Consider the following 24,930-nt stretch of genomic DNA (forward strand, 5'->3'; position numbering starts at 1 on the left):
GTCAGCGCTGCCCGATGTGCTCCGACACGGCGTCGAACACGCGGCCCACCGCGGAGAAGTCCTCGGGGGTGGCCAGGTCGACGAGGTTCTCCCGAACGCCCTCGACGTGGTACGGCGCTGCCGTCTCGAGCAGCCCGAATCCGGCTTCGGTCAGCTCGGCCCACACGCCGCGCTTGTCGCTCGTGCACGACGTACGCCGGACCAGGTCAGCGGCCTCGAGCCGTCCGACGGTGTGGGTCAGCCGGGAGCGGCTCTGGTGCAGCCGGTCGGCCAGGTCAGCCATCCGGAGCCGCCGGTCGGGCGCCTCGGAGAGCCTGACCAGGATCTCGTAGTCGTTGATTCCGATGCCGAAGCGGCGCAGGTCGTCGTCCAGCTTGGCCATCAGGCGTGCGGTCCCCAGCAGGTAGGCCCGCCACGCCACCTGCTGCTCGGCGTCCAGCCACCGGGTTTCAGTCGTCGTCGTCACGGCAACAGTGTACCGGGAATGTAGTTGACTTTTAAACCGTTACTTCCTACTGTCGTAGCCAGAGATTGAAATTTGAACATCCGCGTCCCCCGGCTGCGTCGCCCCCGACCAGTAGGAACACCTTCCCGAGAGGAAACAATGAGCGAGACCGTTACGACCGGCACGACCCCCACTACCAGCATTCCTGGCCTGGTTGCCGGTACTTATGCGCTCGACACCGCGCACAGCGAGATCGGCTTCACCGTACGGCACCTGATGACCAAGGTCCGCGGCACCTTCCAGGAGTACGCCGGCGAGATCGTCGTCAAGGACTCGCTGGAGGAGTCGACCGCCAACGTCACCGTCGAGCTGGCCTCCGTGCACACCCGCAGCGAGCAGCGCGACGGGCACCTGCGCTCCGGCGACTTCTTCGACGCCGAGAACAGCCCGAAGATGACCTTCACCAGCACCGCCTTCAAGCCGGAGGGCGACGACTACGTCCTGGCCGGCGAGCTGACCATCAAGAACGTCACCAAGCCGGTCGAGCTCGCGGTCGAGTTCCTCGGCGTGGACCAGAACGCGTACGGCCAGACCATCATCGGCTTCGAGGCCTCCACCTCGATCAGCCGCAAGGACTGGGGCATCGACTTCAACGTGCCGCTCGAGGGTGGCAAGCTGCTGATCGGTGACAAGGTGGACATCCACCTCGACGTCCAGGCCGCCCTCCAGGCCTGACGCACACGTCAAAGCCCCGCACCTGCACAGGTGCGGGGCTTTGCTATGCCTGGACCATCCGGTGCGCGAGGTCGGCATACAGCTTGCCCAGCGTTTCCGGGTCGCCGCGGTGTGGTGTGTACCACCGGGCGACGTCGATGGAGAGCGAGAGTACGGCGAGGGTCGTGCCGGGCAGGTCGGGGACGGCGAAGGATCCGTCGCGTACGCCGTCGGCCAGCACCTGCTCGATCTGCGTGGAGATGGCTCGCCGGATCGTCGCCACTTCGGCGAGGTGGTCGGGGGTGAGCGCGGCAAGCTCGTACTGCACGACCCGCGCGATCGTGTGGTGTTGCGCGTGCCAGGCCGTGAACGCGGAGACGAGGGAGCGCAGCCGGTCCGCGGGAGTCGATCCCTGGTCGGCCGAGCGCAGTACGTCGAGGGCCGCATTGTGGCCGTACAAGCTGATCTCGAAGAGCAGGCGCTCCTTGGACGGGTAGTGCACGTACAGCGCGGCCGGACTCATCCCCGCGCGGGACGCGATGTCGCGGGTCGTGGTGGCCTGGAATCCGCGCTCGGCGAACGCGTCGACGGCGCCGGTGAGCAGCCGGCGGGCGGCGGCCGGCTGGACGTGCTCCCAGACGAGGGGACTGGTGACTGCGGACACGTTGACACCCTGCCTCAAGTTCGCGAAGCTAAGCAAGCGCTTAGTGATTCATCTCAGATCTCGGGGAGGCCCCAGATGGACCGCGTCATCTTCCATGAGGACCATCACGCATTCCGGGCGAGCGCGAAGGAGTACTGCGACCGCTCGCTGGTGCCGCGGATGGAGCAGTTCCTCGAAGAGAAGACGATCGACCGGGCCGCCTGGCTGGAGGCCGGCAAGCAGGGCTTCCTGGGCCTCGACGTGCCGGAGGAGTACGGCGGTTCGAGCGTGGGCGACTACCGGTTCAACGCGGTGTTCGCCGAGGAGGTCTCCAAGGTCTCCGCGTCGCTGTCGAGCTGCTTCGGCATCCACTACGACTGCGTCGCGCCGTACCTGGTGGATCTGGGCACCGAGGAGCAGAAGCAGCGCTGGCTGCCGAAGTTCTGCTCCGGTGAGTACGTCGCCGCGATCGGGATGACCGAGCCGTCCGGCGGGTCCGACCTGGCCGCGCTGAAGACGACCGCGAAGAAGACTGACGGCGGGTGGGTGCTGAACGGGTCGAAGACCTTCATCACCAACGGCGACATGGCCGACCTCGTCATCGTCGCGGCGCGCACCGATCCGTCCAAGGGCGCCAAGGGCATCACGCTGTTCGTGGTCGAGGAGGGCATGGAGGGCTTCGCCCGCGGCCGCAAGCTGGACAAGGTCGGCCAGACCGAGTCGGGGACGTCGGAGCTGTTCTTCGAGGACGTGTTCGTCGGTGACGACAATGTGCTCGGCGAGGTCGACCGTGGCTTCATCCACATGATGGAGCGGCTGGCGCAGGAGCGGGTCGGGGCGGCGGTGTCGAACATCGCGCAGGCGACCCAGATCCTGGACGAGACGATCGAGTACGTGAAGCAGCGCAAGGCGTTCGGCCAGCCGGTCGGCTCCTTCCAGTACAACAAGTTCGTGATCGCCGAGCTGGTCACCAAGGCCGAGGTCACCCAGGCGTACGTCGACAACGCGATCGTCGCGCACGACGAGGACCGGCTGTCGGCCGTGGACGCGGCGAAGGTGAAGTGGTGGAGCGCCCAGGTGCAGAACGAGATCCTGGACGCGTGCGTCCAGCTGCACGGCGGCTACGGCTACATGAACGAGTACCGGGTCGCGCGGGCCTGGCGGGACGCCCGGGTGACGAAGATCTGGGCCGGCTCGAACGAGATCATGAAGGAACTCATCGGCCGCGACCTCGGCCTGTAGAAGGGAACCTCAGTGCCTGAAGCAGTCATCGTGTCCACGGCCCGCTCGCCGATCGGTCGCGCGTACAAGGGGTCGCTGACCACGATCCGGCCGGACGACCTCGCCGTCCAGATGATCCAGGCGGCGGTCGGCAAGATCGGGCTGACCGGCGACCAGATCGAGGACCTCGCGCTCGGGTGTGCGGAGCCGCACGACGAGCACGGTGGCAACATGGCCCGCCGGGTCGCGGTGCAGCTCGGTTGGGACAACACGCCGGCGACCACGGTCAACCGGTTCTGCGCGTCGTCGACACAGACCGCGCGGATGGCTTTCCATGCGATCAAGTCCGGCGAGGGCGATATCTTCGTCAGCGCCGGCGTCGAGTGCGTGTCGCGGTACAAGAACTTCGGTTCCGCCGGCGTCGGCGACCCGAGCTCGTTCAACCCGCTCTTCACCGACGCGGTGCAGCGGACCGAGAAGTACGCCGAGACCAACGACACCTGGCACGACCCGCGCGCGGACGGCCAGATCCCGGACATCTACATCTCGATGGGGCAGACCGCGGAGAACGTGGCGACGCTGCGGGGCATCACGCGGGCCGAGCAGGACGTGTTCGGCGTCCGCTCGCAGAACCTGGCCGAGAAGGCGCTCGGCAACGGCTTCTTCGAGCGTGAGATCGTCCCGGTGACGTTGCCGGACGGGACTGTGGTGAGCAAGGACGACGGTCCGCGGGCGGGCACCACGCTCGAAGGGGTCAGCGGGCTGAAGCCGGTGTTCCGTCCGGACGGCACGGTCACGGCCGGCAACTGCTGCCCGCTGAACGACGGCGCCGCGGCGGTCGTGATCATGAGCGACACCAAGGCCCGCGAGCTCGGCCTCACGCCGCTGGCGCGGATCGTGTCGACCGGAGTGAGCGGTCTGTCGCCGGAGATCATGGGCCTCGGTCCGGTCGAGGCGTCGAAGCAGGCGCTGGCCCGGGCCGGGATGAGCATCAACGACATCGACCTGGTCGAGATCAACGAGGCCTTTGCCGTGCAGGTGATCGGCTCGGCGCGGGAGCTCGGCATCGACGAGGACAAGCTGAACGTGCACGGTGGCGCGATCGCGCTCGGGCACCCGTTCGGTTCGACCGGTGCGCGGATCATGACCACGCTGGTGAACGGACTGCAGTTCGAGGACAAGCAGTTCGGCCTCGAGACGATGTGCGTCGGCGGTGGCCAGGGCATGGCGGTCGTCCTCGAGCGCCTGAGCTGATGAGCCTGGAGAACCGTACGGCGATCGTCACCGGAGCATCCCGGGGGATCGGGCTGGCGATCGCGCAGCGCCTGGTGGCCGATGGCGCTCGCGTGGTGATCACCGGCCGCACCCAGGAGACGCTCAACGAGGCGGTCGAGATCCTGGGTGGCCGCAAGCATGCGCTCGCGGTGGCCGGCAAGGTGGCCGATCCCACCCATCGCGGGACGGTGGTCGCCGCGGCGGTGGCGACGTACGGGTCGGTGGATCTGCTGGTGAACAACGCCGGGATCAACCCGATCTACGGCAAGCTGCTCGACGTCGACCAGACCGTCGCGATCAAGATGGTCGACACCAACGTGCTCGCCGCGATCGCATGGGTGAAGGCGTGCCGGGATGCGTGGATGCGCGAGCACGGTGGCGCCGTGGTCAATGTGTCGTCGCTGGCCGGTCTGGCGCCGTCACCCGGCATCGGCTGGTACGGCGCGACCAAGGCGATGCTGTCCCGGGTGACGGCGGAGCTGGCGGTCGAGCTGGCTCCGGAGATCCGGCTCAACGCGGTGGCTCCGGCGGTGGTGAAGACCAAGTTCGCCGGAGCCCTCTACGAAGGACGTGAGGACAAGGTCGCGTCGACGTACCCGCTGCGGCGGTTGGGCCGGCCGGAGGACGTCGCCTCGCTGGTGTGGTTCCTGCTGTCCGACGAGGCGTCGTGGATCACCGGCCAGACCATCACCATCGACGGCGGACTCACCCTGAACGGCGGGATCGTCTAGGGCTGACGTCCCTGCCACGCGGCCAGCTTGTCGTACGGCGCTGCGTCGTCGGCGACCCGTACGACGGGGCCGAACGGGACATGTCCGCCACGAGGCTCGGCCGGAATGGCGCGCTGCGCCAGCGGAAGGCAGTAGACCGCGAGTGAGTCGTCCAGCAGGTCGGTGTGGCCGGTCGCCTTGGCGAGGTCCCACGAGTGGGTGGTGAGCTCGCTGGTGTAGGCGCCGATGGCGGCGGCTCCGGGCAGACTTCCCCAGGGCAGCCTGCAGGTCCGGCCGAGGACGGCGTTGTCGACCAGGGTCGTGTCGAGCCGCGACCGGCGTTCCTTCCAGGTGCCCATGACGTCGGTGGCAGTGGTGATCGAGGGGATGTCGAGTGCGTTCCCGCCGTTGAGTGCGAGGTCGATCCGGCCCACCACGGACAGCAGGTGGCCGCGCAGGGTGCTGACGTCGTACTCCGGGCACGGCGTCGGCAGCTCGAGGTCTTCGGAGCCGACGGCGTCCATCAGTTGCTGCGTCTGGTCCAGGGCGCGGATGAGCATCGGGCGGGGGTCATTGACGAGGTTGTTCATGGAGACAGCCTCGCGGGATAAACAAGACATCTTCTGTCGCATATTGTTGAGGTTGTGCGAGCCGACCGGTTGTTGCAGATCATCCTGCTGTTGCAGCGGCATCCGCGGTTGAGTGCGCGGGAGCTGGCCGAGCGGCTGGAGGTGTCGACGCGCACGGTCATGCGTGACATGGAGGCGTTGTCGGCGGCCGGCGTACCCGTCTACACCGAGCGTGGGCGCAACGGGGGTTGTGTGCTGCTGCCGGGGTATCGGGCTGATGTGAGTGGGCTGACGCCACGCGAGGCCCAGGCTTTGTTCGCGTGGTCGGGGCGGGCGGCGTTGTCGGAGGAGCTGGGGCTGCGGGACGCGTTGCAGTCCGCGATGGGCAAGTTGTCGTCGACGCTGCCACTGGCGCTGCAGGACGACGCCGACGCCTTGTCAGGTGCGATCGTGGTGGACCGTCGCCGGTGGTTCGCGGAGGCCGAAGACCACGGTGCACTGCCGGTACTGCGGCAAGCGGTGGTGAACCGGCGACGGGTGCGACTGCGGTACGCGTCCGCGAGTGAAGGGCTCCAACGCCGGACCGTCGATCCGTGGGGACTGGTCGAGCAGGCCGGACGTTGGTATCTCGTAGCCGCGCATCGTGGCGCGGCTCGGATGTACCGGGTGTCACGCGTCGAGCAGGTCGATGTGCTCGAGGAGGCAGCGGTCCGGCCTGACGGTTTGGACGTACGCGCGGAGTGGGACCGGCTGCGGTCCGGGCTCGAGCAGCAGGCGCCGGTCGGCGTGGAGGTGGAGGTGCGGGTTCATCCGGACCGCGTCGGGCTGATCCGCCGGATCGCCACCCCGATGCTTGCCAAGGGCACCATTGCCCAGGAGGTGCCGTCGGACGACGAGTGGCCGCACCTGTCCCTGCACTTCCGTGTCCGCGAGGCAGCCTGCGGCGTACTGCTTGGCTTCGGCGGAGACGTCGAAGTAGTCCAGCCGGTCGAGCTGCGCGGCCGGCTGCTCGAGTTGGCGGCCGCCGCCGTTGCCACCTACTCCTGACGCCGGGCAACGAAGGTCTGACGCAGGAGGACGCGGCCGTCGTCGGTCTCGTCCTCGTTGCGCCAGTCGAAGCTGGTCTCGGTGATGTTGGTGAAGGCCCAGCGGGTGTTGGCGGCCTGCGCGGAGAGCGTGATGGAGTCGCCGTCGGCATGGGCGATGAACGGCATGACGAACGCGGCCTTCGGGCCCAGCCAGGTGGAACGGAAGGCGTTCAGCTCGGGGTCGTGGATCCGGATCGACAGACCCCACTCGCCGTCGCCGTCGGTTGCGCGGGCGGCGCGGCTGGGGGTGATCCAGATGTCGGCGACCGCCCGGCCGTCGAGAGCCCAGGCGAAGTGCCACTCGCCCTTGGTCTGCCGGCTGACGTTGCCGTCATCGTCGTACCAGGCGACGTCGAGATCCCAGCTGCCGATCAGCGGGGCGAAGGGCTGGAAGGCGTCTGCGTACTCGGGACGCGGCGCGTCGGAGACCATCAGGCCGGCGAGAACCCGTGCGGCGGAGGCGCCATCGGTAACCTGCATGAAAGCCATTTACTCCTGACATCGTGGAGCTCGTCAAGAGAAAAGCGGACGCCCCGCCACCGGTGACCCCGTCGCGTCCCAGCACGATGGCACTTCCGGTAGTCGGGGCGATCAGTCCGACAGCACCGGCTAACTGTAGTGCCAGTCCGGTGCACAGCAGAATCACAAGTCGCGCACCCCCGTTGCGATCGCGTTGCGACCTTAATGCGTGGCGTGTGGCACCTCTCGTGGTTAGGGTCCGGGCATGACGACAGGGGTGGTGATCCGGTCGGCGGTGGCTGATGACGCCGACGGGATAGCGGCGCTACGACGGGCGGTCTACTCGTACAAGGTGATGTCGGCGGCGGCCACCCGGCACATGATCACCGTGCAGACACCGGGGCAGCGGTTCCTGCCGCTGGTCGCGGAGTCCGGTGGTGAAGTGGTCGCCTGGGGGTCTGCCGGGCTGAACGTCTGGACCAGTGAGCCGGGTCAGAGCGAGGTGTCCATCTACGTGCACCCCGACCATCGCACGCAGGGCATCGCCACCGCCCTGGCCGATCGGCTCCATCAGCACCTGACCGAGGTCGGCGCGATCCGGGTCCGGGCCTTCGTCCACCCCGACGGCCTCGAGTTCGCCCGGAACCTCGGGTACGACGGGACCCGGCAGATGCATTTCTCCGGGGTCGACCCGCGATCGCTGCCCGAGCAGCCGGAGACCCCGGACGGCATCGAGCTCGTGACGCTGGACCAGGTCGATCCGCGGCGGGTCCACACCGCCGACGCGATCGCCACGCTGGACGAGCCGAGTGACTCGCCGCTGGACTCGATCGAGTACGACCAGTGGTTCGAGGAGGTCTGGCAGGGCCCGGCGCTGGACAAGTCGCTGAGTGTGGCCGCGATGGCGGGTGACGAGGTGGCGGCGTTCACCGCGGTCGAGACCGCCGGCGACCGTGCCTGGTCGGGCATGACCGGGACGATCCCGGCGTACCGGGGTCGCGGGCTGGCCAAGCTGGTCAAGTCCGTCGCCCTTCGCCGGGCGGCCGCCGCAGGGATCACCGCCGCGTACACGTCGAACGACGACGAGAACGGCCCGATGCTTGCCGTCAACAACTGGTTGGGCTACCAGCGCGTCCAGACCGAGCTGGGTCTGCTGCGCACGCTGTGACCACGGTCGGCTTCGACCGCATCCAGCACCTGATCCGGGTGCCGTTGACGGTCGGCGGGGAGGAGTACAGGTTCCTGGTCGACACCGGGATCGGGATCACGGTGGTGTCGTCGGCGCTGGCGGCTCGTGCCGATGTCCAGGCGACCGGTGCGTCGTTCACCGGCCGGCGGATGTCCGGTCAGGCCGTCGAGACACCGCTGGTCCGGCTGCCGTTGGTCGAGCTCGGTGAGTACGCCGTCGATGCGCACGTTGCCGGAGTCGCCGACCTCGGGGATATCGACGGTCCGAACGGATTCGCCGGGATCCTCGGTCCGGGCTTCTTCGAGGAGCAGGTGGTCACCACCGATCCGGATGCGTCGACTCTGACCGTGCGACGCCGTACGGACGTCGCGGTGGACGGTCCCGTGATCCCGCTCGAGGTCCGGCGGGAGTCGGTGTCGGTGGATCCGTTTGTCCAACTCGTATTGCCGAGTGGGCGCGAGATCTGCGTCGAGGTGGACACCGGGTCGGGCAGTCTCATCCTCGACACCAGGTTCCTCGCCGACTGCGCGGTGGATCTCGGCAGTCCGGAGGTGACGACGAAAACCGGTACTGACGAGACCGGATATGAGTGGACCCGGCACTGGGTGACGATCGGCGGCAGCGTCCATCTGGCGGCAGCGCCGGAGACGGCGCAGAAGGCGCCGCGAGTGCAGTTTCAGAGCATCATCCATGACGGACTGGTCGGTGCTGATTACCTTGAGCGTTATCGTCTGTCCTTCGACGTTTCCGGTGCCCGGATGATCCTCGGACCGCGGCTCTGAGACAGATCTGTAATCGATTTCGCATCTGGTCTGCACCTGAAATCGCGCTATGTTCCGGAGAGCTTCGCTGAGGGAGTTCGCAAGGAGTTCGCATGGAGATCAGGGCGGCCGAGACCGGGGATGTCGAGGGAGCGGTCGCGTTGCACGACGCCATCGCGCCGTACTTGGTGGTCACGCGAGGTGCGTTGACTCGCAGGCTGGCGTCGCCGGCCGTTCCGGGGGTCGGAACGTTCGCCGCGGTGGACGCCGGCGAGGTCGTCGGCTGGGCGACGACCGGGCTGATCGCGGGCTCGGATCCGCTGGACGGGCAGTTGCGGCTGCTGGTCCGGCCGGACCACCGGGGTCAGGGCATCGGCGCGAAGTTGCTGGAGGCAACGCACCAGGACCTGCGGGCGGCCGGGGCGACGACCGCACGGGTGTTCGCCGATCCTGCCACGGTCGAGTGGGCGGCACGGTGGGGCTACCGGCAGACCCGGCAGGTGCACTACGCGGGGATCGATCCGCGCAAGGCGCCGGACGTCCCTGGCGTCCCGACCGGGGTGGAGTTGCTCCCGCTGACCGACGTCGACCCGCGGCAGCTGTACGAGGCCGATCAAGTGGCGCAGCGGACCAAACCGGGCGACGCGAAGATCACCTCCCGGCCGTACGACGACTGGCTGGCCGCGATCTGGCGTTCGCGGGACATGGTCCTCGACCTCAGCGTCGCCGCGCTGTACGAAGACCAGATCGCCGCGTTCACGCTCGGCCACGGTGATCGCACTCGGATCTGGTCCCAGATGACCGCGACGATGCCGCAGTACCGCGGTCGCGGCCTGGCCAAGCTGATCAAGTCCGCCGCTCTGCACCGCGCTGCAGACGCCGGCGTCCAGGGCGCTTACACCGCCAATTACGACGGCAACACCCCGATGCTCGCGGTGAACGAGTGGCTCGGCTACGACCGCGTCGCCACCCACGCCGTCCTGATCTGTCCGCTCTAAGGGACGAGCAGTACGACGGTTTCCGCGACGCAGGCCGGCTTGGTGGAGTTCTCGAGCTCGATCACCCAGTTGAGCGAGACCTGGATACCGGCCGGGGTCTCGATGGCGTTGGTGATGGAGGCGCCGGCGCGGACCCGGGTGCCGACCGGGACGGGCGCCGGGAAGCGGACCTTGTTGACGCCGTAGTTGAGCTTGGCGGTGACGCCGGTGATGGAGAACAGCTCGTCACCGAAGCGGGCGATCAGGCTGAGCGTGAGGTAGCCGTGCGCGATCGTTCCGCCGTACGGGCCCTTGCGGGCGCGCTCGACGTCGACGTGGATCCACTGGTGGTCCCCGGTCGCTTCCGCGAACTTGTTCACCTGTTCCTGGGTGATCTCGAGCCACTCGGTCTCACCCAGGTGGGTGCCGACCGCGTGGACGACCTCGTCGACACCGGTGAAGGTCTGTGCCATCTCCCCGCCCTCAGTTCCGCGGTCCGCCGGCGACGTACAGAACCTGGCCGGACACGAAGCCGGCCTCCTCGCTGCAGAAGAACGACGCGGCAGCGGCGATGTCCTCCGGCTTGCCGGTGCGATTCACCGGGATGGTGGCCGCGGTGGCCTTCTTGAACTCCTCGAAGTCGACCCCGACCCGCGCCGCGGTGGCCGCGGTCATGTCGGTCTCGATGAACCCCGGGGCGATCGCGTTCGCGGTGATCCCGAACTTGCCCAGCTCGATCGCCAGCGTCTTGGCCAGTCCCTGCAGGCCGGCCTTCGCGGAGGCGTAGTTCGCCTGGCCGCGGTTGCCGAGCGCCGAGGTCGACGACAGGAACACCATCCGGCCGTAGCCCGCGTCGACCATGTGCGCCTGGCACGCCCGGGACATCAGGAAGCTGCCGCGCAGGTGCACCGACATGACCGTGTCCCAGTCGTCGTCGGACATCTTGAACAGCAGGTTGTCGCGCAGCACGCCGGCGTTGTTCACCAGGATCGTGGGCGCACCGAGCTCGGCGACCACGCGCTCGATCGCGGCGGCGACCTGGTCGGACTTGCTGACGTCGCAGCCGACCGCGATCGCCTTGCCACCGGCCTCGGTGATCGCCTTCACGGTGCCCGCACAGGCGCCTTCGTCGAGGTCGAGGACGGCCACCGCGTTCCCGTCCGCCGCGAGCCGCTGCGCGACGGCCGCGCCGATTCCCCGGGCCGCCCCGGTCACGATCGCCACCCGCTCACTCATGCCTGCTCCTTGTCTGCGTGCTGCTGCCGGGGATGACATTACCCACGCTCCGTCACGCCGGAAGTACCCAGGATGCGATGATCGCCGTGTGGATCATCACAGATCGGGGCGGTCGGGTGCGGAAAGTATGAGCAACCGCCACGTCTACTACTGCCCGTTGCGGTGGGGCGACCTGGACGCGCTCGGCCATGTGAACAACGGCCGGTACGTCGACTACCTCCAAGACGCCCGGGTCGACTTCCTGTTCCGGACCGCCAAGGATCTCGGCGCGGACGACCTGGAAACCGGCCTGCTGGTCGCGCGGCACGAGGTGCAATACCGCGCGCCGCTGCATTTCCGGCCCGAGCCGGTCCGGATCGAGCTGTGGATCAGTGAGATCAGGGCCGCCTCGTTCACCGTGGACTACGAGATCCTCGACGCCGAGCCGGAACGCCGTACCTATGTCGAGGCCCGCACCAGGCTGGTCCCGTTCGATTTCGGCGCGAACCGCCTTCGCCGGATCAGCCCGGTCGAACGCGAGGCGTTGTCGAAGCTGGTGGGCGCATGAGGTTCACGCACCCGGTCCTGGTCCGCTGGTCGGACATCGACTCGTACGACCATGTGAACAACGTCCGGTACTTCGACTACCTCCAGGAGGCCCGGATCGCGTTCCTGTCCGAGGTGCTCGGCACCGCGGGCGACCTGTTCGCCGATCACCCGTGTGTCCTGGTCAGCCAGACGGTCGACTACCTGCGGCCGATCCTGCTCAGGCATCCGCCGTACGACGTCGACGTGTGGGTCGAGTCGATCGGTACGACGTCGTACACGCTCGGCTCCTGGATCGTCGACCGTGGCGGGGAGACCGAGGACGTGTACGCCAAGGCGGTGTCGGTGATCGTCACCGTGGACGCGGAGACGCATGCCAAGAGAGAGCTGTCGGAGTCCGAAAGGGCAGCCCTGGTCAAGCGCATTGTGTCGGCTTGAGAGACTGGGACCGACATGAGTGAGCAGCAGAGCTTCTACGACGCCGTCGGTGGGGCGGACACCTTCCACCGGTTGGTAGCGGCCTTCTATCGCGGTGTCGCCGCCGACCCTGAACTGCGGGCGCTGTACCCGGAGGAGGACCTCGGTCCGGCCGAGGTGCGCTTCCGGATGTTCCTGGAGCAGTACTGGGGCGGCCCTCGCACGTACTCCGAGCAGCGCGGGCACCCCCGGCTGCGGATGCGGCACGCCCCGTTCGCCGTCACCCCGAGCGCCCGGGACCGCTGGCTCGGCCACATGCGCGCCGCCGTCGACGAGCTCGGCCTGACCCCGGAGCAGGACGAGCAGCTCTGGACGTACATGGTGATGGCGGCGCACAGCATGGTGAACACCGACGAACCGCAGTACCCGGGCGCGATCGACGTGTCCGGCCGCTGATTCTCTTTCGAAGGAGACAACACGAGCATGGCTACCACGCGTACCGCCAAGGCCCACTGGGAAGGTTCGCTGCTGGAGGGCGCCGGCACGGTCGCCCTGGAGTCGTCCGGCGTCGGCACCTACGACGTCACCTGGGCCTCCCGGGCGAACGACGCGAACGGCAAGACCAGCCCGGAAGAGCTGATCGCCGCCGCGCACTCGACCTGCTTCTCGATGGCGCTGTCGCACGCGCTGGCCGGCGCGGGCAACCCGCCGGAGGCGCTCGACACCCAGGCCGACGTCGACTTCCAGCCGGGTGAGGGCATCACCGGCATCAAGCTGTCGGTGAACGGCAAGGTCCCGGGCCTGACCGCGGACGAGTTCGCCGAGTTCGCCGAGGGCGCCAAGAAGAACTGCCCGGTCTCCCAGGCGCTGTCCGCCGTCCCGATCACCCTGGACGTCACCTTCACCGCCTGATCACCAGACACCAGCGTCCGGCGAGCCCTCTGGGTTCGCCGGACGCTGTCGTTCCTGTCGGTGCCGTCCGCGAGACTGCTCGCATGCCCGACGACACCGCCCTGCTGGACAACCACCTCGCGTTTCTGGCCGCCCATCGCGGCGAGGTACGGCGCTCTGCCGCCGGAATCGAGGTGGTCGGGGAGTCGGCGGAGTTCTCGGCATGGATCCCGCTCGATCCGTCAGCCGAGCTCCCGCCCGGTACGACGACCGTCCGGCTGGTGCCGTGGAGCGGGGCCGGGTGGGAGCAGCGGCTGACGGCGGCCGGGTTCGAGTCGGCCGAGGTGCTGGTGCACATGGAGGTGCCGGTCGAGGCGGTCGAAGGCGAGTCGATGGCCGCGATCAGCACGGACGACGATGCGGCCGCGTTCGCCGAGGTGCAAGCGGCGGCGTTTCTGGACGAGGACGAGCCGGACTACGAGTGGTGGCGGCGGATGCTCGTGGAGATGGCGGTGAAGAACTACCGGTCTCCGGATCAGTCGCTGTATCTGGTCCGCGTGGACGGGGACCCGGCGTCGGTGACTCTGGTGTTGCGGACCGGTCCGGTCTTCGGGGTGTACGCGGTCGCCACGAAGCCGGCGTACCGCGGCCGGGGGCTGGCGACCAGGTTGCTCGCCCAGGCACAGCGCGATGCAGCGGGTGGGCGTATCACCCTGCAGGTGATTGAGGGATCGGACGCGGAGCGGCTCTACCTCAAGCTTGGGTTTCGTGTGGCGTTCCGGTCGCCGCACTTTCGTCGTCCTTGACCTCTTCGGCCTTCTCGGTGGCGCTGCCGACCCCCGAGGACGCGTTGCTGTCCGGGTCGCGGGTGGTCAGGTTGCCGACCCGGAGGACCTCGCCGTTGCGCACGTACCAGGTGGTGCCGTCCTCGCCGCGCAGCGTGGTGATCCGCAGGCCGACCGCCACCACGACACCGGTCGCCTTCTCCATGTCGATCAGGTCGCCGACGCCGTACTGGTCCTCGAAGATCATGAACACGCCGGCCAGGAAGTCCTTCACCAGCGTCTGCGCGCCGAAGCCGAGCACCACGCCGATGATGCTCGCCGACGCGATCACCGGCACGATGTTGAAGCCGAGCTCGGCCAGCACCATCACCACCAGGAGCGCGGTGAGCACGATCGTCACCGTGCTGCACAGCAGCGACGCGATCGTCTCGGCCCGCTGCGTGCGGCGCTCGCTGGCCAGGGTGTTCTCGACGAAACCCTGGCCGATCTTGGACTTCGACAGCACGCCGGCGACGGCCCCGTTCCCGGTCCGGCGGGCGAACTTGCGAATCACCTTGTGCAGGACCCAGCGCAGCACGAGGAAGCCGATGATCAGCCCGGCGATCCGGGCCGGGACCACGATGATCTGGTCGGTCACCTCCAGCTTGCCGTCGTTGCCCATCCGGAAGAAGGTCGGGAAGGCCTCGGGCAGTGAAAACAGGGGGTGACTGACTGCGGACGTAAGGTAGCTGGTCAAATAAGGCATCTCGCCGCCCGATGATAGTGAAGGAAGCCAAGGGAGACGATCGCATGCCCAGCCGGCTGGATGACGAGCTGTCCAGGCTCGTGAGCGCTGGCGTGCTGCGCCAGTACCAGGCCGACTCGATCCGGGACGCCGCCGACGCGGAGCTTGGCGCGGCGCTGGCCGACCCCGGGCGACCCGGACCGCAGCCCCCACCTGCCGAGCCGCCGGCCAAGCCGCGGACACCGCCGGTGGCGACGCACTCGAACGCGCTGATCGAGGTGCTCGGGTACATCGGCGGTGCGCTGCTGCTCGGCGCGGTCGCGCTGCTGACGCTCGCGAACTGGGGCGAAATGGGCCGGGCCGCGCGCGTCAGCACCGGTTCCAGTGCCGCGATCGTCCTGCTCGGTGCGGCCGTCGTGCTCGCCTTGCTGCGGCGCCGTGAGCAGCTGAGCTCGGCGCTGGCCTCACTGGGGTGTTGCGTGGCCGGCTTCGCCACGTACGTCGCGATCGAGGGGGAGACCGGGCGGGTCGCCGGAGTGGCGGTCGCGCTCGCGCTGGCCGCGGTCGGGGTGTGGTGGCTGGCAGGCTCTTCGTTGCTAGTGGCAACTTTCGGGATCCTGGCCGTGGGTGTGTTGGTCATCACGGCAGATGTCCTCACTCCGGACACCGGATCGGCGGCGAACAGCGCGGGGATCGCCGGGACCGGGTTCATCCTGGTCGCGTTCGTCCTGGTGATGCTCGGTCTGGTCCGGGATCAGGTGACCGCGTGGTCACTGGCCGGGGCAGCGATGTTCAGCTCGTCCATCTGCTGGCTGATCCAGGAGCGTGGGGAGATCATGGCGCTGGCCGTGGGCACGGCCGGTCCGGCGGCCCTCCTGGTCGCGTACGGTCGCGGGCGCCATTCGGCGTACGCAGTGGTCGGATGCGCCATCCTGCTGGTCATCTGGCCGACAGCGCTCTACCAGCTCACCGACAACATGGCCGGTGTGGCCGTCGGGCTGGTGATCGCCAGTGGAGTCCTTCTGCTCGCCGTACTGATGCTGAGCCGCCGCCGCTCGAATCTCTGACACGGCGGTGCGTTACACGGCTGAGGCCTTGATACGGCAGACTCGCTGAGGTGACTGCTCCTACTCCGGCCCTTGTCGAGCTAGCGGTAGCCCATGGCGTGGCGACGGAGTACTGGAACTGGCAAGGCGAGCATGTGATCGTCCCCAGCGAGGTCGTGTCCGCAGTACTCGCGGCGCTCGGTGTGGACGCGTCGACACCGGACAAGGCGGCCGAGGCGCTGGCGGAGCACCAGCAGGCCCGCTGGCGCCGTACGTTGCCCGCCACTGTGGTGATGCGCGAGGGCTGGACGCCATGGTTCGCCGTACACCTGCCGCACGGGTCCGCTGTCGATGTGTGGGTGGACCTGGAGGACGGCGGTCAGCGGCGTGACATCCCGCAGCAGGACCACCTGGTCGAGCCGGAGTGGGTCGACGGCGTTCAGATCGGTGAGGCGACGTTCCAGCTGCCGGGTGATCTGCCGCTCGGGTACCACCGGCTGTGTGCGCGGATCGGCCGCCGTCCGGAGATCTCGGTCAGCACGCTGATCGTGACACCGGCCAAGCTGAAGCCGGAGAAGCTGCACCGCACCTGGGGCTGGGTGCTGCAGCTGTACTCGGTCCGCTCGCGCCGGTCCTGGGGGATTGGTGACCTGCACGACCTGGCCGACCTGGCCGCCTGGTCGGCTCACGATCTGGGTGCCGGGTTCGTCCTGGTGAACCCACTGCATGCTGCGGAGACGGCCGGTCGGATGGAGCCCTCGCCGTACCTTCCGGCCTCGCGGCGCTTCGCCAACCCCATCTACCTGCGCGTCGAGGACATCGACGAGTACGGCGACCTCGCGCCGGCGGAGCGCGATCGCGTGCGGGCACTCAGCCTGCAGACGCGGGCACTGAGCGAGGATCCGAACGCACTGGACCGGGACACCGTTTGGGCCGCCAAGCGCGAGGCATTGCAGTTGCTGTTCGGCGTCCGGCCGTCGATCGGCCGGATCGCGGAGTACGGCGCCTACTGCGACCGGGAGAGCCAGGGCCTGATCGACTTCGCCACCTGGGCCGCGGTCGCCGACGTGCATGGGCCGGAGTGGAGCAAGTGGCCCGAGGACCTGCGGGACCCGATGTCCTCCGCCGTTGTTGCCTTCCGCAACGAGAATCCGGACGCGGTCGAGTTCCACTGCTGGTTGCAGTGGCAGCTGGACGACCAGCTGGCGCGCACCCAGGCCCGTGCGAAGGCGGCCGGCATGTCGCTGGGCGTCGTACACGACCTGGCTGTCGGCGTTCATCCGGACGGTGCGGACGCGTGGGCGCTGCAGAACGTGCTGGCACCTGGCATCCACGTCGGTGCGCCGCCGGATGCGTTCAACCAGCAGGGTCAGGACTGGTCGCAGCCACCATGGCGGCCGAATGCGCTGGCCGAGACCGGGTACGCCGCCTGGCGGGACCTGGTCCGGGCAGTGATGCGCCATGGCGGCGGGCTGCGGATAGACCACATTCTCGGCATGTTCAGGCTCTGGTGGGTGACGTCGCCGGAGCGGCCGACCGAAGGCACGTACGTGCGCTATGACCACGAGGCACTCGTCGGCATCCTCGTCCTGGAGGCCATGCGGTCCGGCGTGACCGTGGTCGGGGAGGACCTCGGCACGGTCGAGCCATGGGTGCGGGACTACCTCACCGAGCGCGGCATCCTGGGTACGTCTGTGCTGTGGTTCGAGCGGGACGCGAAGGGCAACCCGCTGGCGCCGGAGCGCTGGCGGGAGCTCTGCCTGGCCACGGTCACCACGCACGACCTGCCGCCGACGGCCGGGTACCTCGCGGGCGACCACGTCGAGCTCCGTAACCAGCTCGGTCTGCTGACCAGGCCGGCCGCCGAGGAGCTCGAGATGGATGAGGCCGAGCGGGACTCCTGGCTGAACGCACTGCGCGAGCGGCACCTGCTCAGCAACACCGACGGCGACGTCGAGCGCATCGTCGAGGCACTCCATCGGTACGTCGCTCACACGCCGGCGAAGCTGGTCGGTGTCGCGCTCACGGATGCCGTGGGGGAGCGTCGTACGCAGAACCAGCCGGGGACCACGGACGAATACCCGAACTGGCGGATCCCACTCGGTGGGCCGGACGGTCAACCGGTACTCATTGAGGACCTGCCGAACAACCAGCGGCTACGCCGACTGATCGGTGCGTTGAACATCTAGCTTTCTGTGCACGGTCGCTCACGAACCGTTGACAATAGATTTGAACGGTTGTTTTCTATTGTCACCAAGAAGGCGCCTTCCTTCGCTGTCTCTCCGCCCCAACAGTTGAAGGAGTTGTCCCATTACCGCAGAGTGTCGAAGGGCCGAAGGGCTTCCCGGCCTCGGGTGCGGCGGACGGTGTGCTCTGCTCGGCCGGGCTGTGCTCCGCTGACGCGAGCGGCGCTCGACCTCAACCCGTTCCTGACCGTGACGATGAACGGCGGCCGGCCGCCGACGCCTTGTATCAGTGTTCGGATGGCAATTTCTGATTCAACCGGAGGTTTCGCCAATATCTTTCGCGGGAAGTGCACTCCTTGAAATAGCCGCCCCGTATTTCAAGGAGTGTCCCGATGAAATCCGTACTCCGACGTGTCCTCATCCCCGTGGTCGCCGTCATCGCCGGGCTGCTGCCCGCGGTGGTGGTGGTCGAGCAGGCCTCCGCGCTGACGAAGATGACGCACTCGCAGGCGACCGCGATCTTCAGCGCCGCAGGCATCACCTGGTCGTCCAGCGGCGGTTGCTCCGACTGGAACAACCCGACCTGTACGTCGTTCACCAACATCAACGACTCCACCGTGTACGGCGTACGCACCCTGAAGCAGGCGAGCGGGTGCGCGGTGAACATCACCGGTGGGACCGAGACGGGTCACGCCAGCGGAACCTACAGCCACCGCAACGGCTACAAGGTCGACATCTCGAAGTACACGTGTGTCGGCAACTACATCCACAACACCTTCACCCGGATCGCCAACCGCGGTGACGGCGCCGCCCAGTGGCGCTCCGGCGCCGGCAACATCTACGCCGACGAAGGCAACCACTGGGACATCACCTACTACAACTGCGGCGGCTGCTGAGTCGTTGCGGCGCCTGCGTCCACTCCAGGTGAGTGAGCCACTGGAGTGGGCGCGGGGGTGGAGGACTAGGCTTCGGGGCGTGATCACTGAAGTTTCCGGCCACACGTTGTTGGTGTTCGTCGGCATTCCCGCTTTGGTCGTCGCGGTGCTGGCGCTGCTCGTGTTCGCGTCGTCCATCGCACAGGGCCCGCGTTACCGCCCGGGGCTGTCCTGGTGGGCTCCGCCGGTCTGGATCAACGGTCCGACCGCGACCAAGCCCGACCCGGCCAACCTGCCCGAGCTGCCCGGCGCGCCGGGGACCACCGCGACCGCCGGCACCGGCGTCGCCCGTACGACCGGAGGCGCAAGTGCCAGCTGGTGACGCATTCACCCCGGACCAGCTCTACGACATCGAGAGGGCGGTCCGGCACGCCGAGGAAGTCTCCGGCCTGAACTTCTCCGTGTACGTCGGCGGCGCGGACTCCGAGACCCGTCCGTTCGCCCTGGAGCTGCTGAACGAGCTGGACGACCCGGACCACAGCGTCCTGGTGTACGTCGACCCGGCCGGCCGCCGCCTCGAGATCGTCACCGGCTCGCAGGCCAGGCGGCAGCTCTCGGACACCGCTGCCGGTCTGGCCGCACTGGCCATGCAGACGTCGTTCGCCACCGGTGACCTCACCGGCGGTCTGGTGACCGGCGTACAGCAGCTTGGCGAGCACGGCCACCAGGCCCCGCTGCTGCACGCCAACGAGCCGCACAACCAGTGACCCCGGCCCTACAGCCACACCGCATCGAGCTGGACGACGTCGTACTGCGTCCCTTCGTGGCGACTGACGAGACTGCGGTGGCCGAAGCGTTGCGGGACCCAGGCATCCTCCGCTGGACCGCTGGTACGGCGGTCATTCGCACGCCGGCGGACCAGCGCGCCCTGACGTGGTTGGCGCCCCGCATCGACGGCTGGGCGCGCGGCAGCGCCGTCTTCGCGGTCGCCGACGCAGCGACCGACTATGTGCTGGCCAGCGTGTCAGTCCGCGACGTCAACCGAGTCCCGGACCAGGCCCTTGTCGCGTACTGGGTCAGCCCGGCCGCCCGCGGCCGGAGGCTCGCAGCCCGCGCACTCGACGCGGCAGCCCGCTGGGCCTTCGCACCGGAAGGCCTCAGGCTCCATCGCCTGTCGCTGGACCACGCACTGGTCAACAAGGGCTCATGCCGCGTCGCATTGCGCGCGGGTTTCCAGCTCGAGGGCACCATGCGCGACTACTACGTCGAGCCGACCGGTCAGCGCCACGACTCCCACCTGCACGCGCGGCTGGCGACCGACAACGTCGATCAGCCGCCGGAAGCGTCCGCCGGCTCGTAGGTCGGGCAGGCCGAGTTGGGGTAGGCGCGCTGCGTCTTCGGATCCAAGCACAGGTCGAGCATCTGCTCCGACGACTTTCCGGGACCGAGGTACAGCACCCAGGTGTCGGTAATCGGCTCCATCGAACTGTCCGCGAGGCCCGGATACTGCCCTTCGACGAGCATCGCCTTGGCCGGTACGCCGGCCTTGATCAGCTTGGCCGCGGCCTTCTTCGCGGTCTGGTCCGCGTCCATGCCGACGTCGGTCGGGTACTTGTCCAGGATCGCGATCCATTGCCCGCGCTTGAACACGGGCGACGTGGCCCCGGTGTTCACCGGCGGCGGCGTACTGGTCTGCGTCTTGGGCGCGGTCTTGGGTGCCGTGTTCGCGGGCGCCGGATTGCGGTCCGCCTTGGTGGTGTTCCCGTCCGCGGTCGCCACCGGCGCGGCGGGCGCTCCCGCTGCTCCACCATCGGGTACGACGCCCAGCCGCAAGCCGTCACCGGATTCGTCCGGCGTGGACGATCCCTTGGTCAGGATGAACGCGAACACCGCGACCAGTGCTGCCGCGGCCACGATCGCCGCACCGACCGCACTGTGCGAACGCTGGGCCTTGCGCTGACGTCCCGGCGGGGGCTCGCTGCGTCGCGGGGCGGGTTGTCCGGCGGGGGCCTGGGCGGCGGGAGTCTTCTGATGTCTCCGCGCGGCCCGGGCGGGCGGCTTCCGGTGATCGACGGGTGTCACGGCACGGGCCCCTCCCCAGACTCCCTTTGGATGGGTATTCCGCAGGCAGCTTAGACCGAACGACCGAATAAGTGAGCCTCTCTCAGGTGGGCAGAATCTCTTTTACCGCAAGGGAATTGCCGCCCGCAGCCGAGTCATCACAATGCGCCGACGAGCAATCGTTTGACCCACACCGGCAGCAGTCGAACCATCACGGTCAGGTGCCGGACGGGATCCCGTCGCGCTTGGGGCTGGGCCGGGTGTCCAGGGCGTCGTCCAGCCAGGCGTCGACGTCGACTCCGGAACTGAGGATGTGCCGCACGTACGACGCGCGCTCGTGACTGAGAACCTCCAGTTCCCACACGCACGGGGCCGCGCCGATCGGGGCAGGACGGAGGTCGTCGACCTCCATACCGCTGAAGATGCTGAGGCGGGACTGGAAGTCTTTGGCCCAGCTCTGCACGACCAGGTAGATGCCGTCCTCGCCCAGGTGCAGTACGACGACGGCCAGGCCGAGCGACCCCATCGCGTCGTCGAACTCGAGCTGCCGGGTCGCGGTGGCGCGCGCGGCCTCGACCATCTGGTCGTCCCACTGCCGTCCGCGGGCGGTGACGACGTACGGCTTCACCAGGCGATGTGGATAGCGCCATGGCATCAGCGGAGTCACCGGGCGGGGTCGATAGGCCTCTGCCAGTCCGGTCAGCGCAACAGCTGCCGCACCAGCCAAGGCGGGATCAGAGGCAGGCACCGCCCCAGTCTTACCGCACCGAGGTCCAACGCGACACTGCCGGTCTCAGCCGCGGCTGAGACCGGCAGTGATCGAGGCAGAGCTCAGGCGACGATGTCCTGCGCCTGAGCGGCGATCGCCCGGGTCAGATCGGCCTGCGCCTCGGTGACGTAGCGCAGCGTCGGGGCGTCGACCGACGAGGACTCCGCCGCCAGCCACTCGGTCAGGGCGTCCAGTGCGGCCTGGTCCGCGAGGTGGCGCGGCGACAGGTAGACGAGCACGTTCTCGCCCATCGACGAGCCGAGGCGGGTGTACACGTCCTTGGCCGCGTTCAGGTACTTCTCGACGTACGGCCGGAGCAGGTCCTCCTGGCCCGGCTGCTGGAAGCCGAGGATGGTCCGGAACTGCGTCTCGTTCGGGGTGTCCTCGGACTCCACCGCGATCTGCCAGGCCTCCGCCTTGGCCTCGGCGGTCGGCCGGGCGGCGCGGGCCTGGGCGGCCCGTTCCTGCCCGGTGATGGTGGTGTCGCGGGTCAGCTCGTCCTCGATGTCGTCCGCGCCGATCCGGCCGAGCCGTGCGAGCGCCACGATCAGCGTCCAGCGCAGGTCGGTGTCGACGACCAGGCCCGACGGCAGGTCGCGGCCGTCCAGCCAGCCGGCGAGCCGGTCGGCACCGGCGTCGGAGAAGGTCGCCGAGCTGTACGCGCGGGCGAAGGCGAGCTGGTGGTCACTCCCCGGCTTGGCGTCGGCGAGCAGGCCCGCCACCGCCTCCTCGAACTGAGCCCGCAGGGCCGGGCGGTTCGCGGGTGCGGAGTACAGGTTGATCGCGCTGGTCGCCTGGCCGAGCAGGGACCGTACGCCGGTCAGGTCGGTCTCGGCCCGGATCCCGCGCAGCACGATGCCGACGTACTGGCTGGCCGGCATCTCCGCGTCCCGGGTCATGTCCCAGGCCGCGCCCCAGGCGAGTGCCCTGGGCAACGATTCGGTCAGTTGGTCGATCGACTCGACCAGGGTCGCCCGGGAGCGCTCGTCCAGCCGGATCTTGGCGTAGGTGAGGTCGTCGTCGTTCAGCAGCACCAGGTCCGGCTGGGAGGCACCGGTGAGCTCGGGCAGGTCGGTGCGCGGCCCGTCGATGTCCACCTCGAACCGTTCGGTCCGGACCAGGCCTTCGTCGGTCCGGCGATACAGGCCGACGGCCAGCCGGTGCGGCCGCAGCACCGGGAACTTCTCGGCCGCGGTCTGCTCGATCGCGAACGAGGTGAACGAGCCGGAGGCGTCGACGGCGAAGTCGGCCCGCAGCGTGTTGACGCCGGCGGTCCGCAGCCAGCGTTCGGTCCAGTCGTCCAGGTCGCGGCCGGACGCCTTCTCCAGCGGCTTGAGCAGGTCGGCCAGCTCGGTGTTCCCGAACGCGTGGTCGGCGAAGTACTCCTTCAGCGCCTTGATGAACGTGTCCTCACCGACGAACGCGACCAGCTGCCGCAGCGCGGACGCGCCCTTGGCGTAGGTGATGCCGTCGAAGTTCACCTCGACGGCGTGGAAGTCGACCATGTCGGCCGCGATCGGGTGCGTCGAGGGCAGCTGGTCCTGCCGGTAGGCCCAGTTCTTCCGGGCGTTGCAGAACGTCGTCCAGGCGCCGTCGTACTTGGTCGTCGCGACCGCCTGCGCCCAGTGGCTGGCCCACTCGGCGAACGACTCGTTGAGCCACAGGTCGTCCCACCAGGTCATCGTGACCAGGTCGCCGAACCACATGTGCGCGAGCTCGTGCAGCACCGTGTTCGCGCGGGCTTCCAGCTCCGCGTGCGTGGTCCGGCTGCGGAAGATGTACTCGTCCCGCAGCGTCACGCAGCCTGCGTTCTCCATCGCGCCCATGTTGTACTCCGGCACGAACGCCTGGTCGTACTTGTGGAACGGGTACGGCGTACCAAAGGCCTTCTCGAACAGCTCGAAGCCCTGCTTGGTCACCTCGAACAGGTCGTCGACGTCCAGCGCCTCCTTGAGCGACGGACGGCACAGCAGCGACAGCGGGTACGACCCGTGCGCCCCTTCGTAGGCGTCCGTGACGACGTGGTACGGCCCGGCCACCACAGCGGTGATGTAGGTCGAGATCCGCTCGGTCGGCGGGAACTCCCACCGGGCCAGCTCCTCGCCGTTCTCACCCTGGTACGGCGTGGGCTCCGGAGTCGGAGCGTTCGAGATGACGACCCAGCGGGCCGGTGCGGAGACGGTGAAGGTGAAAGGGGCCTTGAGGTTCGGCTGCTCGAACGTGGCGAACACCCGGCGCGCGTCCGGCACCTCGAACTGCGTGTAGAGGTAGGTCTCCTTGTCGGCCGGGTCGACCGAGCGGTGCAGCCCTTCACCGGTGCGCGAGTACAGGCAGTCGGCGACCACCGTGAGCTCGTTGCGTTCGGCCAGACCGTCCAGCTGGATGCGGGCGCCGTCGTACACCGTGTCCGGATCCAGTGCCACGCCGTTCAGCCGCACCTCGCGGATCTTCTCCGCGATCAGGTCGGCGAAGGTGCTCGCGCCGGCTTCGGCCGCGAAGGTGATGGTGGTCACCGACGGGAACGTCGGGGCGCCGCTCGGGGCGGTGGTCAGGTCCAGTTCGACCGTGTAGGTGACGTCGCTGACCACGCCGGCGCGGGTCCGCGCCTCGTCGCGCGTGAGGTTGGTTCCAGGCATGTCGGCATCCTATGCACCTGGCTGTCGGCTTGGCTGAGGGTTTCCCCGCGACATTGGGTATTGGATACCAAGCCGGTATCTACGATTCTTCAACTTTGTATGATGGGGAATATGACTGCCTCTGCCGATTTCTGGTTCGACCCGGCCTGCCCCTGGGCCTGGATGACCTCTCGCTGGATGCTCGAGGTCGAGCAGGTGAGAGATGTGAAGACGACCTGGCACGTGATGAGCCTGGCCGTCCTGAATGATGGACGTGACGATCTCGACGAGAAGTACAAGGCGAACCTGAGCAAGCTCTGGGGTCCGGTCCGGGTACTGATCGCCGCCGAGCAGGCGCACGGCAACGAGGTGCTGCTGCCGCTCTACACCGCGCTCGGCCAGCGCATCCACGTCGGTGGCCGCGGCATCGGCGACGGCAAGGGTGACGTGGTGAAGGAGGCTCTCGCGGAGGTCGGCCTGCCGGCGTCCCTGATCGAGGCCGCCGACACCGACAAGTACGACGACGCGCTGAAGAAGTCGCACCACGCCGGCATGGACCTGGTCGGCATGGAGGTCGGTACGCCGGTCATCGCGGTCGAGGGCACGGCGTTCTTCGGGCCGGTGGTGACCCCGGCGCCGAAGGGTGAGGCGGCCGGCAAGCTGTGGGACGGCGTCCGCCTGGTGGCCGGGACCGAGGGCTTCTTCGAGATCAAGCGGACCCGGGATCGCGGGCCGATCTTCGACTGATT

At 68.4% G+C, this 24,930-nt stretch carries 30 protein-coding genes; 20 read left to right on the forward strand and 10 right to left on the reverse strand.

Translation table 11 applies throughout. The annotated features are described in order from the left end of the window. Position 1: 1 nt before the first annotated feature. On the reverse strand, positions 2–466 hold the full coding sequence (locus AB0E63_RS24725; protein WP_360370625.1) for a MarR family transcriptional regulator: 465 nt from the start codon (positions 464–466) through the stop codon (positions 2–4). A 138-nt stretch (positions 467–604) separates the two neighbouring features. Here AB0E63_RS24725 and AB0E63_RS24730 point away from each other — a divergent pair, with 138 nt between their 5' ends. Continuing rightward, on the forward strand, positions 605–1,180 hold the full coding sequence (locus tag AB0E63_RS24730; protein WP_360370628.1) for a YceI family protein: 576 nt from the start codon (positions 605–607) through the stop codon (positions 1,178–1,180). Between the two features lie 43 nt (positions 1,181–1,223). Here the strand turns inward: AB0E63_RS24730 and AB0E63_RS24735 are convergent, their stop codons facing one another. After that, the gene (locus tag AB0E63_RS24735) at positions 1,224–1,823 is read right to left on the reverse strand and encodes a TetR/AcrR family transcriptional regulator (protein WP_360370631.1); all 600 of its coding nucleotides are present in this window, start codon (positions 1,821–1,823) and stop codon (positions 1,224–1,226) included. A gap of 75 nt (positions 1,824–1,898) precedes the next feature. On the opposite strand from AB0E63_RS24735, the gene AB0E63_RS24740 reads away from it, so the two are divergent. The 3 genes from AB0E63_RS24740 to AB0E63_RS24750 are packed head-to-tail and all read left to right on the forward strand — an operon-like array spanning position 1,899 to position 5,029. Further along, positions 1,899–3,044: an acyl-CoA dehydrogenase family protein gene (locus AB0E63_RS24740; RefSeq protein ID WP_360370634.1), complete on the forward strand. Its 1,146-nt coding sequence runs from the start codon at positions 1,899–1,901 to the stop codon at positions 3,042–3,044. A gap of 12 nt (positions 3,045–3,056) precedes the next feature. Beyond that, on the forward strand, positions 3,057–4,277 hold the full coding sequence (locus tag AB0E63_RS24745) for an acetyl-CoA C-acetyltransferase (RefSeq protein ID WP_360370637.1): 1,221 nt from the start codon (positions 3,057–3,059) through the stop codon (positions 4,275–4,277). Then, positions 4,277–5,029, forward strand: a complete 753-nt coding sequence (locus AB0E63_RS24750; RefSeq protein ID WP_360370640.1) for an SDR family oxidoreductase — start codon at positions 4,277–4,279, stop codon at positions 5,027–5,029. Before AB0E63_RS24745 ends, AB0E63_RS24750 begins: the two co-directional genes overlap by 1 nt. On the opposite strand, the gene AB0E63_RS24755 is transcribed toward AB0E63_RS24750, so the two are convergent. Continuing rightward, positions 5,026–5,598: a TIGR03086 family metal-binding protein gene (locus AB0E63_RS24755; RefSeq protein WP_360370642.1), complete on the reverse strand. Its 573-nt coding sequence runs from the start codon at positions 5,596–5,598 to the stop codon at positions 5,026–5,028. The genes AB0E63_RS24750 and AB0E63_RS24755 overlap by 4 nt on opposite strands. Positions 5,599–5,652: 54 nt before the next feature. On the opposite strand from AB0E63_RS24755, the gene AB0E63_RS24760 reads away from it, so the two are divergent. Beyond that, positions 5,653–6,624 (forward strand): WYL domain-containing protein, encoded by a 972-nt coding sequence (locus AB0E63_RS24760; RefSeq protein ID WP_360370645.1) that lies wholly within the window; start codon positions 5,653–5,655, stop codon positions 6,622–6,624. Here AB0E63_RS24760 and AB0E63_RS24765 read toward each other — a convergent pair. Then, positions 6,615–7,145 carry a hypothetical protein gene (locus tag AB0E63_RS24765; RefSeq protein WP_360370648.1) on the reverse strand — a complete coding sequence of 177 codons (531 nt, stop codon included), beginning with the start codon at positions 7,143–7,145 and terminating at the stop codon, positions 6,615–6,617. The genes AB0E63_RS24760 and AB0E63_RS24765 overlap by 10 nt on opposite strands. A gap of 244 nt (positions 7,146–7,389) precedes the next feature. On the opposite strand from AB0E63_RS24765, the gene AB0E63_RS24770 reads away from it, so the two are divergent. From AB0E63_RS24770 to AB0E63_RS24780, 3 genes are all read left to right on the forward strand, one after another. Continuing rightward, positions 7,390–8,292, forward strand: a complete 903-nt coding sequence (locus tag AB0E63_RS24770; protein WP_360370651.1) for a GNAT family N-acetyltransferase — start codon at positions 7,390–7,392, stop codon at positions 8,290–8,292. Further along, on the forward strand, positions 8,289–9,095 hold the full coding sequence (locus AB0E63_RS24775; RefSeq protein ID WP_360370654.1) for a retropepsin-like aspartic protease: 807 nt from the start codon (positions 8,289–8,291) through the stop codon (positions 9,093–9,095). The genes AB0E63_RS24770 and AB0E63_RS24775 overlap by 4 nt, the downstream gene beginning before the upstream one ends. Before the next feature lie 92 nt (positions 9,096–9,187). After that, a complete protein-coding gene (locus AB0E63_RS24780; RefSeq protein ID WP_360370657.1) occupies positions 9,188–10,072 on the forward strand; it encodes a GNAT family N-acetyltransferase in 885 nt (294 codons plus the stop codon). Here the strand turns inward: AB0E63_RS24780 and AB0E63_RS24785 are convergent. Together AB0E63_RS24785 and fabG are read right to left on the reverse strand one after the other, a co-directional pair. After that, a complete protein-coding gene (locus AB0E63_RS24785) occupies positions 10,069–10,524 on the reverse strand; it encodes a MaoC family dehydratase (RefSeq protein ID WP_360370660.1) in 456 nt (151 codons plus the stop codon). The genes AB0E63_RS24780 and AB0E63_RS24785 overlap by 4 nt on opposite strands. 10 nt (positions 10,525–10,534) lie before the next feature. Further along, a complete protein-coding gene (gene fabG, locus AB0E63_RS24790; RefSeq protein ID WP_360370663.1) occupies positions 10,535–11,287 on the reverse strand; it encodes a 3-oxoacyl-ACP reductase FabG in 753 nt (250 codons plus the stop codon). A gap of 127 nt (positions 11,288–11,414) precedes the next feature. Here fabG and AB0E63_RS24795 point away from each other — a divergent pair, with 127 nt between their 5' ends. From AB0E63_RS24795 to AB0E63_RS24815, 5 genes are all read left to right on the forward strand, one after another. Then, positions 11,415–11,834, forward strand: coding sequence for a thioesterase family protein (locus AB0E63_RS24795; RefSeq protein ID WP_360370666.1), 420 nt, complete (start codon positions 11,415–11,417; stop codon positions 11,832–11,834). Next, the gene (locus AB0E63_RS24800) at positions 11,831–12,250 is read left to right on the forward strand and encodes an acyl-CoA thioesterase (RefSeq protein ID WP_360370669.1); all 420 of its coding nucleotides are present in this window, start codon (positions 11,831–11,833) and stop codon (positions 12,248–12,250) included. The genes AB0E63_RS24795 and AB0E63_RS24800 overlap by 4 nt, the downstream gene beginning before the upstream one ends. 15 nt (positions 12,251–12,265) lie before the next feature. Next, a complete protein-coding gene (locus tag AB0E63_RS24805; RefSeq protein WP_360370672.1) occupies positions 12,266–12,685 on the forward strand; it encodes a globin in 420 nt (139 codons plus the stop codon). 27 nt (positions 12,686–12,712) lie between these two features. Continuing rightward, positions 12,713–13,141: an OsmC family protein gene (locus AB0E63_RS24810; protein ID WP_360370675.1), complete on the forward strand. Its 429-nt coding sequence runs from the start codon at positions 12,713–12,715 to the stop codon at positions 13,139–13,141. 83 nt (positions 13,142–13,224) lie between these two features. Further along, positions 13,225–13,926 carry a GNAT family N-acetyltransferase gene (locus AB0E63_RS24815; RefSeq protein ID WP_360370678.1) on the forward strand — a complete coding sequence of 234 codons (702 nt, stop codon included), beginning with the start codon at positions 13,225–13,227 and terminating at the stop codon, positions 13,924–13,926. On the opposite strand, the gene AB0E63_RS24820 is transcribed toward AB0E63_RS24815, so the two are convergent. Then, the gene (locus AB0E63_RS24820; RefSeq protein WP_360370681.1) at positions 13,874–14,650 is read right to left on the reverse strand and encodes a mechanosensitive ion channel family protein; all 777 of its coding nucleotides are present in this window, start codon (positions 14,648–14,650) and stop codon (positions 13,874–13,876) included. The genes AB0E63_RS24815 and AB0E63_RS24820 overlap by 53 nt on opposite strands. Before the next feature lie 44 nt (positions 14,651–14,694). Between AB0E63_RS24820 and AB0E63_RS24825 the strand changes: the two genes are divergently transcribed. The 6 genes from AB0E63_RS24825 (at position 14,695) to AB0E63_RS24850 (ending at position 20,096) form a co-directional block, all read left to right on the forward strand. Then, positions 14,695–15,696 (forward strand): hypothetical protein, encoded by a 1,002-nt coding sequence (locus AB0E63_RS24825; RefSeq protein ID WP_360370684.1) that lies wholly within the window; start codon positions 14,695–14,697, stop codon positions 15,694–15,696. 50 nt (positions 15,697–15,746) lie between these two features. Next, positions 15,747–17,864 carry a 4-alpha-glucanotransferase gene (gene malQ / locus AB0E63_RS24830; protein WP_360370687.1) on the forward strand — a complete coding sequence of 706 codons (2,118 nt, stop codon included), beginning with the start codon at positions 15,747–15,749 and terminating at the stop codon, positions 17,862–17,864. A 389-nt stretch (positions 17,865–18,253) separates the two neighbouring features. Continuing rightward, positions 18,254–18,757, forward strand: coding sequence for a hypothetical protein (locus AB0E63_RS24835; RefSeq protein ID WP_360370689.1), 504 nt, complete (start codon positions 18,254–18,256; stop codon positions 18,755–18,757). A gap of 79 nt (positions 18,758–18,836) precedes the next feature. Next, positions 18,837–19,118, forward strand: coding sequence for a hypothetical protein (locus AB0E63_RS24840; RefSeq protein WP_360370692.1), 282 nt, complete (start codon positions 18,837–18,839; stop codon positions 19,116–19,118). Next, positions 19,105–19,503, forward strand: a complete 399-nt coding sequence (locus AB0E63_RS24845) for a DUF5130 family protein (RefSeq protein WP_360370694.1) — start codon at positions 19,105–19,107, stop codon at positions 19,501–19,503. The genes AB0E63_RS24840 and AB0E63_RS24845 overlap by 14 nt, the downstream gene beginning before the upstream one ends. Beyond that, complete coding sequence (locus tag AB0E63_RS24850; protein ID WP_360370697.1) at positions 19,500–20,096, forward strand: GNAT family protein; 597 nt, start codon at positions 19,500–19,502, stop codon at positions 20,094–20,096. The genes AB0E63_RS24845 and AB0E63_RS24850 overlap by 4 nt, the downstream gene beginning before the upstream one ends. Here AB0E63_RS24850 and AB0E63_RS24855 read toward each other — a convergent pair. The 3 genes from AB0E63_RS24855 to pepN all read right to left on the reverse strand — a co-directional run bounded on the left by AB0E63_RS24855 (position 20,066) and on the right by pepN (position 24,202). Then, positions 20,066–20,818, reverse strand: a complete 753-nt coding sequence (locus AB0E63_RS24855; protein WP_360370700.1) for a hypothetical protein — start codon at positions 20,816–20,818, stop codon at positions 20,066–20,068. The genes AB0E63_RS24850 and AB0E63_RS24855 overlap by 31 nt on opposite strands. Before the next feature lie 196 nt (positions 20,819–21,014). Continuing rightward, positions 21,015–21,545, reverse strand: coding sequence for a hypothetical protein (locus tag AB0E63_RS24860; RefSeq protein ID WP_360370703.1), 531 nt, complete (start codon positions 21,543–21,545; stop codon positions 21,015–21,017). A gap of 83 nt (positions 21,546–21,628) precedes the next feature. Next, positions 21,629–24,202 (reverse strand): aminopeptidase N, encoded by a 2,574-nt coding sequence (pepN, locus tag AB0E63_RS24865; protein ID WP_360370706.1) that lies wholly within the window; start codon positions 24,200–24,202, stop codon positions 21,629–21,631. Positions 24,203–24,313: 111 nt separating this feature from the next. On the opposite strand from pepN, the gene AB0E63_RS24870 reads away from it, so the two are divergent. Next, positions 24,314–24,928, forward strand: coding sequence for a DsbA family protein (locus AB0E63_RS24870; protein WP_360370708.1), 615 nt, complete (start codon positions 24,314–24,316; stop codon positions 24,926–24,928). The last annotated feature ends 2 nt before the right edge of the window (positions 24,929–24,930 follow it).

Source organism: Kribbella sp. NPDC026596, assembly GCF_040638415.1.
Taxonomy (GTDB): Bacteria; Actinomycetota; Actinomycetes; order Propionibacteriales; family Kribbellaceae; genus Kribbella.

What these genes read in the sequence shown, in the direction of transcription:
- AB0E63_RS24730 (WP_360370628.1), top strand. Translation starts at nt 605, where the DNA reads ATGAGCGAGACCGTTACGACCGGCACGACCCCCACTACCAGCATTCCT.
- AB0E63_RS24740 (WP_360370634.1), top strand. Translation starts at nt 1,899, where the DNA reads ATGGACCGCGTCATCTTCCATGAGGACCATCACGCATTCCGGGCGAGC.
- AB0E63_RS24750 (WP_360370640.1), top strand. Translation starts at nt 4,277, where the DNA reads ATGAGCCTGGAGAACCGTACGGCGATCGTCACCGGAGCATCCCGGGGG.
- AB0E63_RS24755 (WP_360370642.1), bottom strand. Translation starts at nt 5,598, where the DNA reads ATGAACAACCTCGTCAATGACCCCCGCCCGATGCTCATCCGCGCCCTG.
- AB0E63_RS24765 (WP_360370648.1), bottom strand. Translation starts at nt 7,145, where the DNA reads ATGCAGGTTACCGATGGCGCCTCCGCCGCACGGGTTCTCGCCGGCCTG.
- AB0E63_RS24770 (WP_360370651.1), top strand. Translation starts at nt 7,390, where the DNA reads ATGACGACAGGGGTGGTGATCCGGTCGGCGGTGGCTGATGACGCCGAC.
- AB0E63_RS24780 (WP_360370657.1), top strand. Translation starts at nt 9,188, where the DNA reads ATGGAGATCAGGGCGGCCGAGACCGGGGATGTCGAGGGAGCGGTCGCG.
- AB0E63_RS24785 (WP_360370660.1), bottom strand. Translation starts at nt 10,524, where the DNA reads ATGGCACAGACCTTCACCGGTGTCGACGAGGTCGTCCACGCGGTCGGC.
- fabG (WP_360370663.1), bottom strand. Translation starts at nt 11,287, where the DNA reads ATGAGTGAGCGGGTGGCGATCGTGACCGGGGCGGCCCGGGGAATCGGC.
- AB0E63_RS24795 (WP_360370666.1), top strand. Translation starts at nt 11,415, where the DNA reads ATGAGCAACCGCCACGTCTACTACTGCCCGTTGCGGTGGGGCGACCTG.
- AB0E63_RS24800 (WP_360370669.1), top strand. Translation starts at nt 11,831, where the DNA reads ATGAGGTTCACGCACCCGGTCCTGGTCCGCTGGTCGGACATCGACTCG.
- AB0E63_RS24805 (WP_360370672.1), top strand. Translation starts at nt 12,266, where the DNA reads ATGAGTGAGCAGCAGAGCTTCTACGACGCCGTCGGTGGGGCGGACACC.
- AB0E63_RS24810 (WP_360370675.1), top strand. Translation starts at nt 12,713, where the DNA reads ATGGCTACCACGCGTACCGCCAAGGCCCACTGGGAAGGTTCGCTGCTG.
- AB0E63_RS24815 (WP_360370678.1), top strand. Translation starts at nt 13,225, where the DNA reads ATGCCCGACGACACCGCCCTGCTGGACAACCACCTCGCGTTTCTGGCC.
- AB0E63_RS24820 (WP_360370681.1), bottom strand. Translation starts at nt 14,650, where the DNA reads ATGCCTTATTTGACCAGCTACCTTACGTCCGCAGTCAGTCACCCCCTG.
- AB0E63_RS24825 (WP_360370684.1), top strand. Translation starts at nt 14,695, where the DNA reads ATGCCCAGCCGGCTGGATGACGAGCTGTCCAGGCTCGTGAGCGCTGGC.
- AB0E63_RS24835 (WP_360370689.1), top strand. Translation starts at nt 18,254, where the DNA reads ATGAAATCCGTACTCCGACGTGTCCTCATCCCCGTGGTCGCCGTCATC.
- pepN (WP_360370706.1), bottom strand. Translation starts at nt 24,202, where the DNA reads ATGCCTGGAACCAACCTCACGCGCGACGAGGCGCGGACCCGCGCCGGC.
- AB0E63_RS24870 (WP_360370708.1), top strand. Translation starts at nt 24,314, where the DNA reads ATGACTGCCTCTGCCGATTTCTGGTTCGACCCGGCCTGCCCCTGGGCC.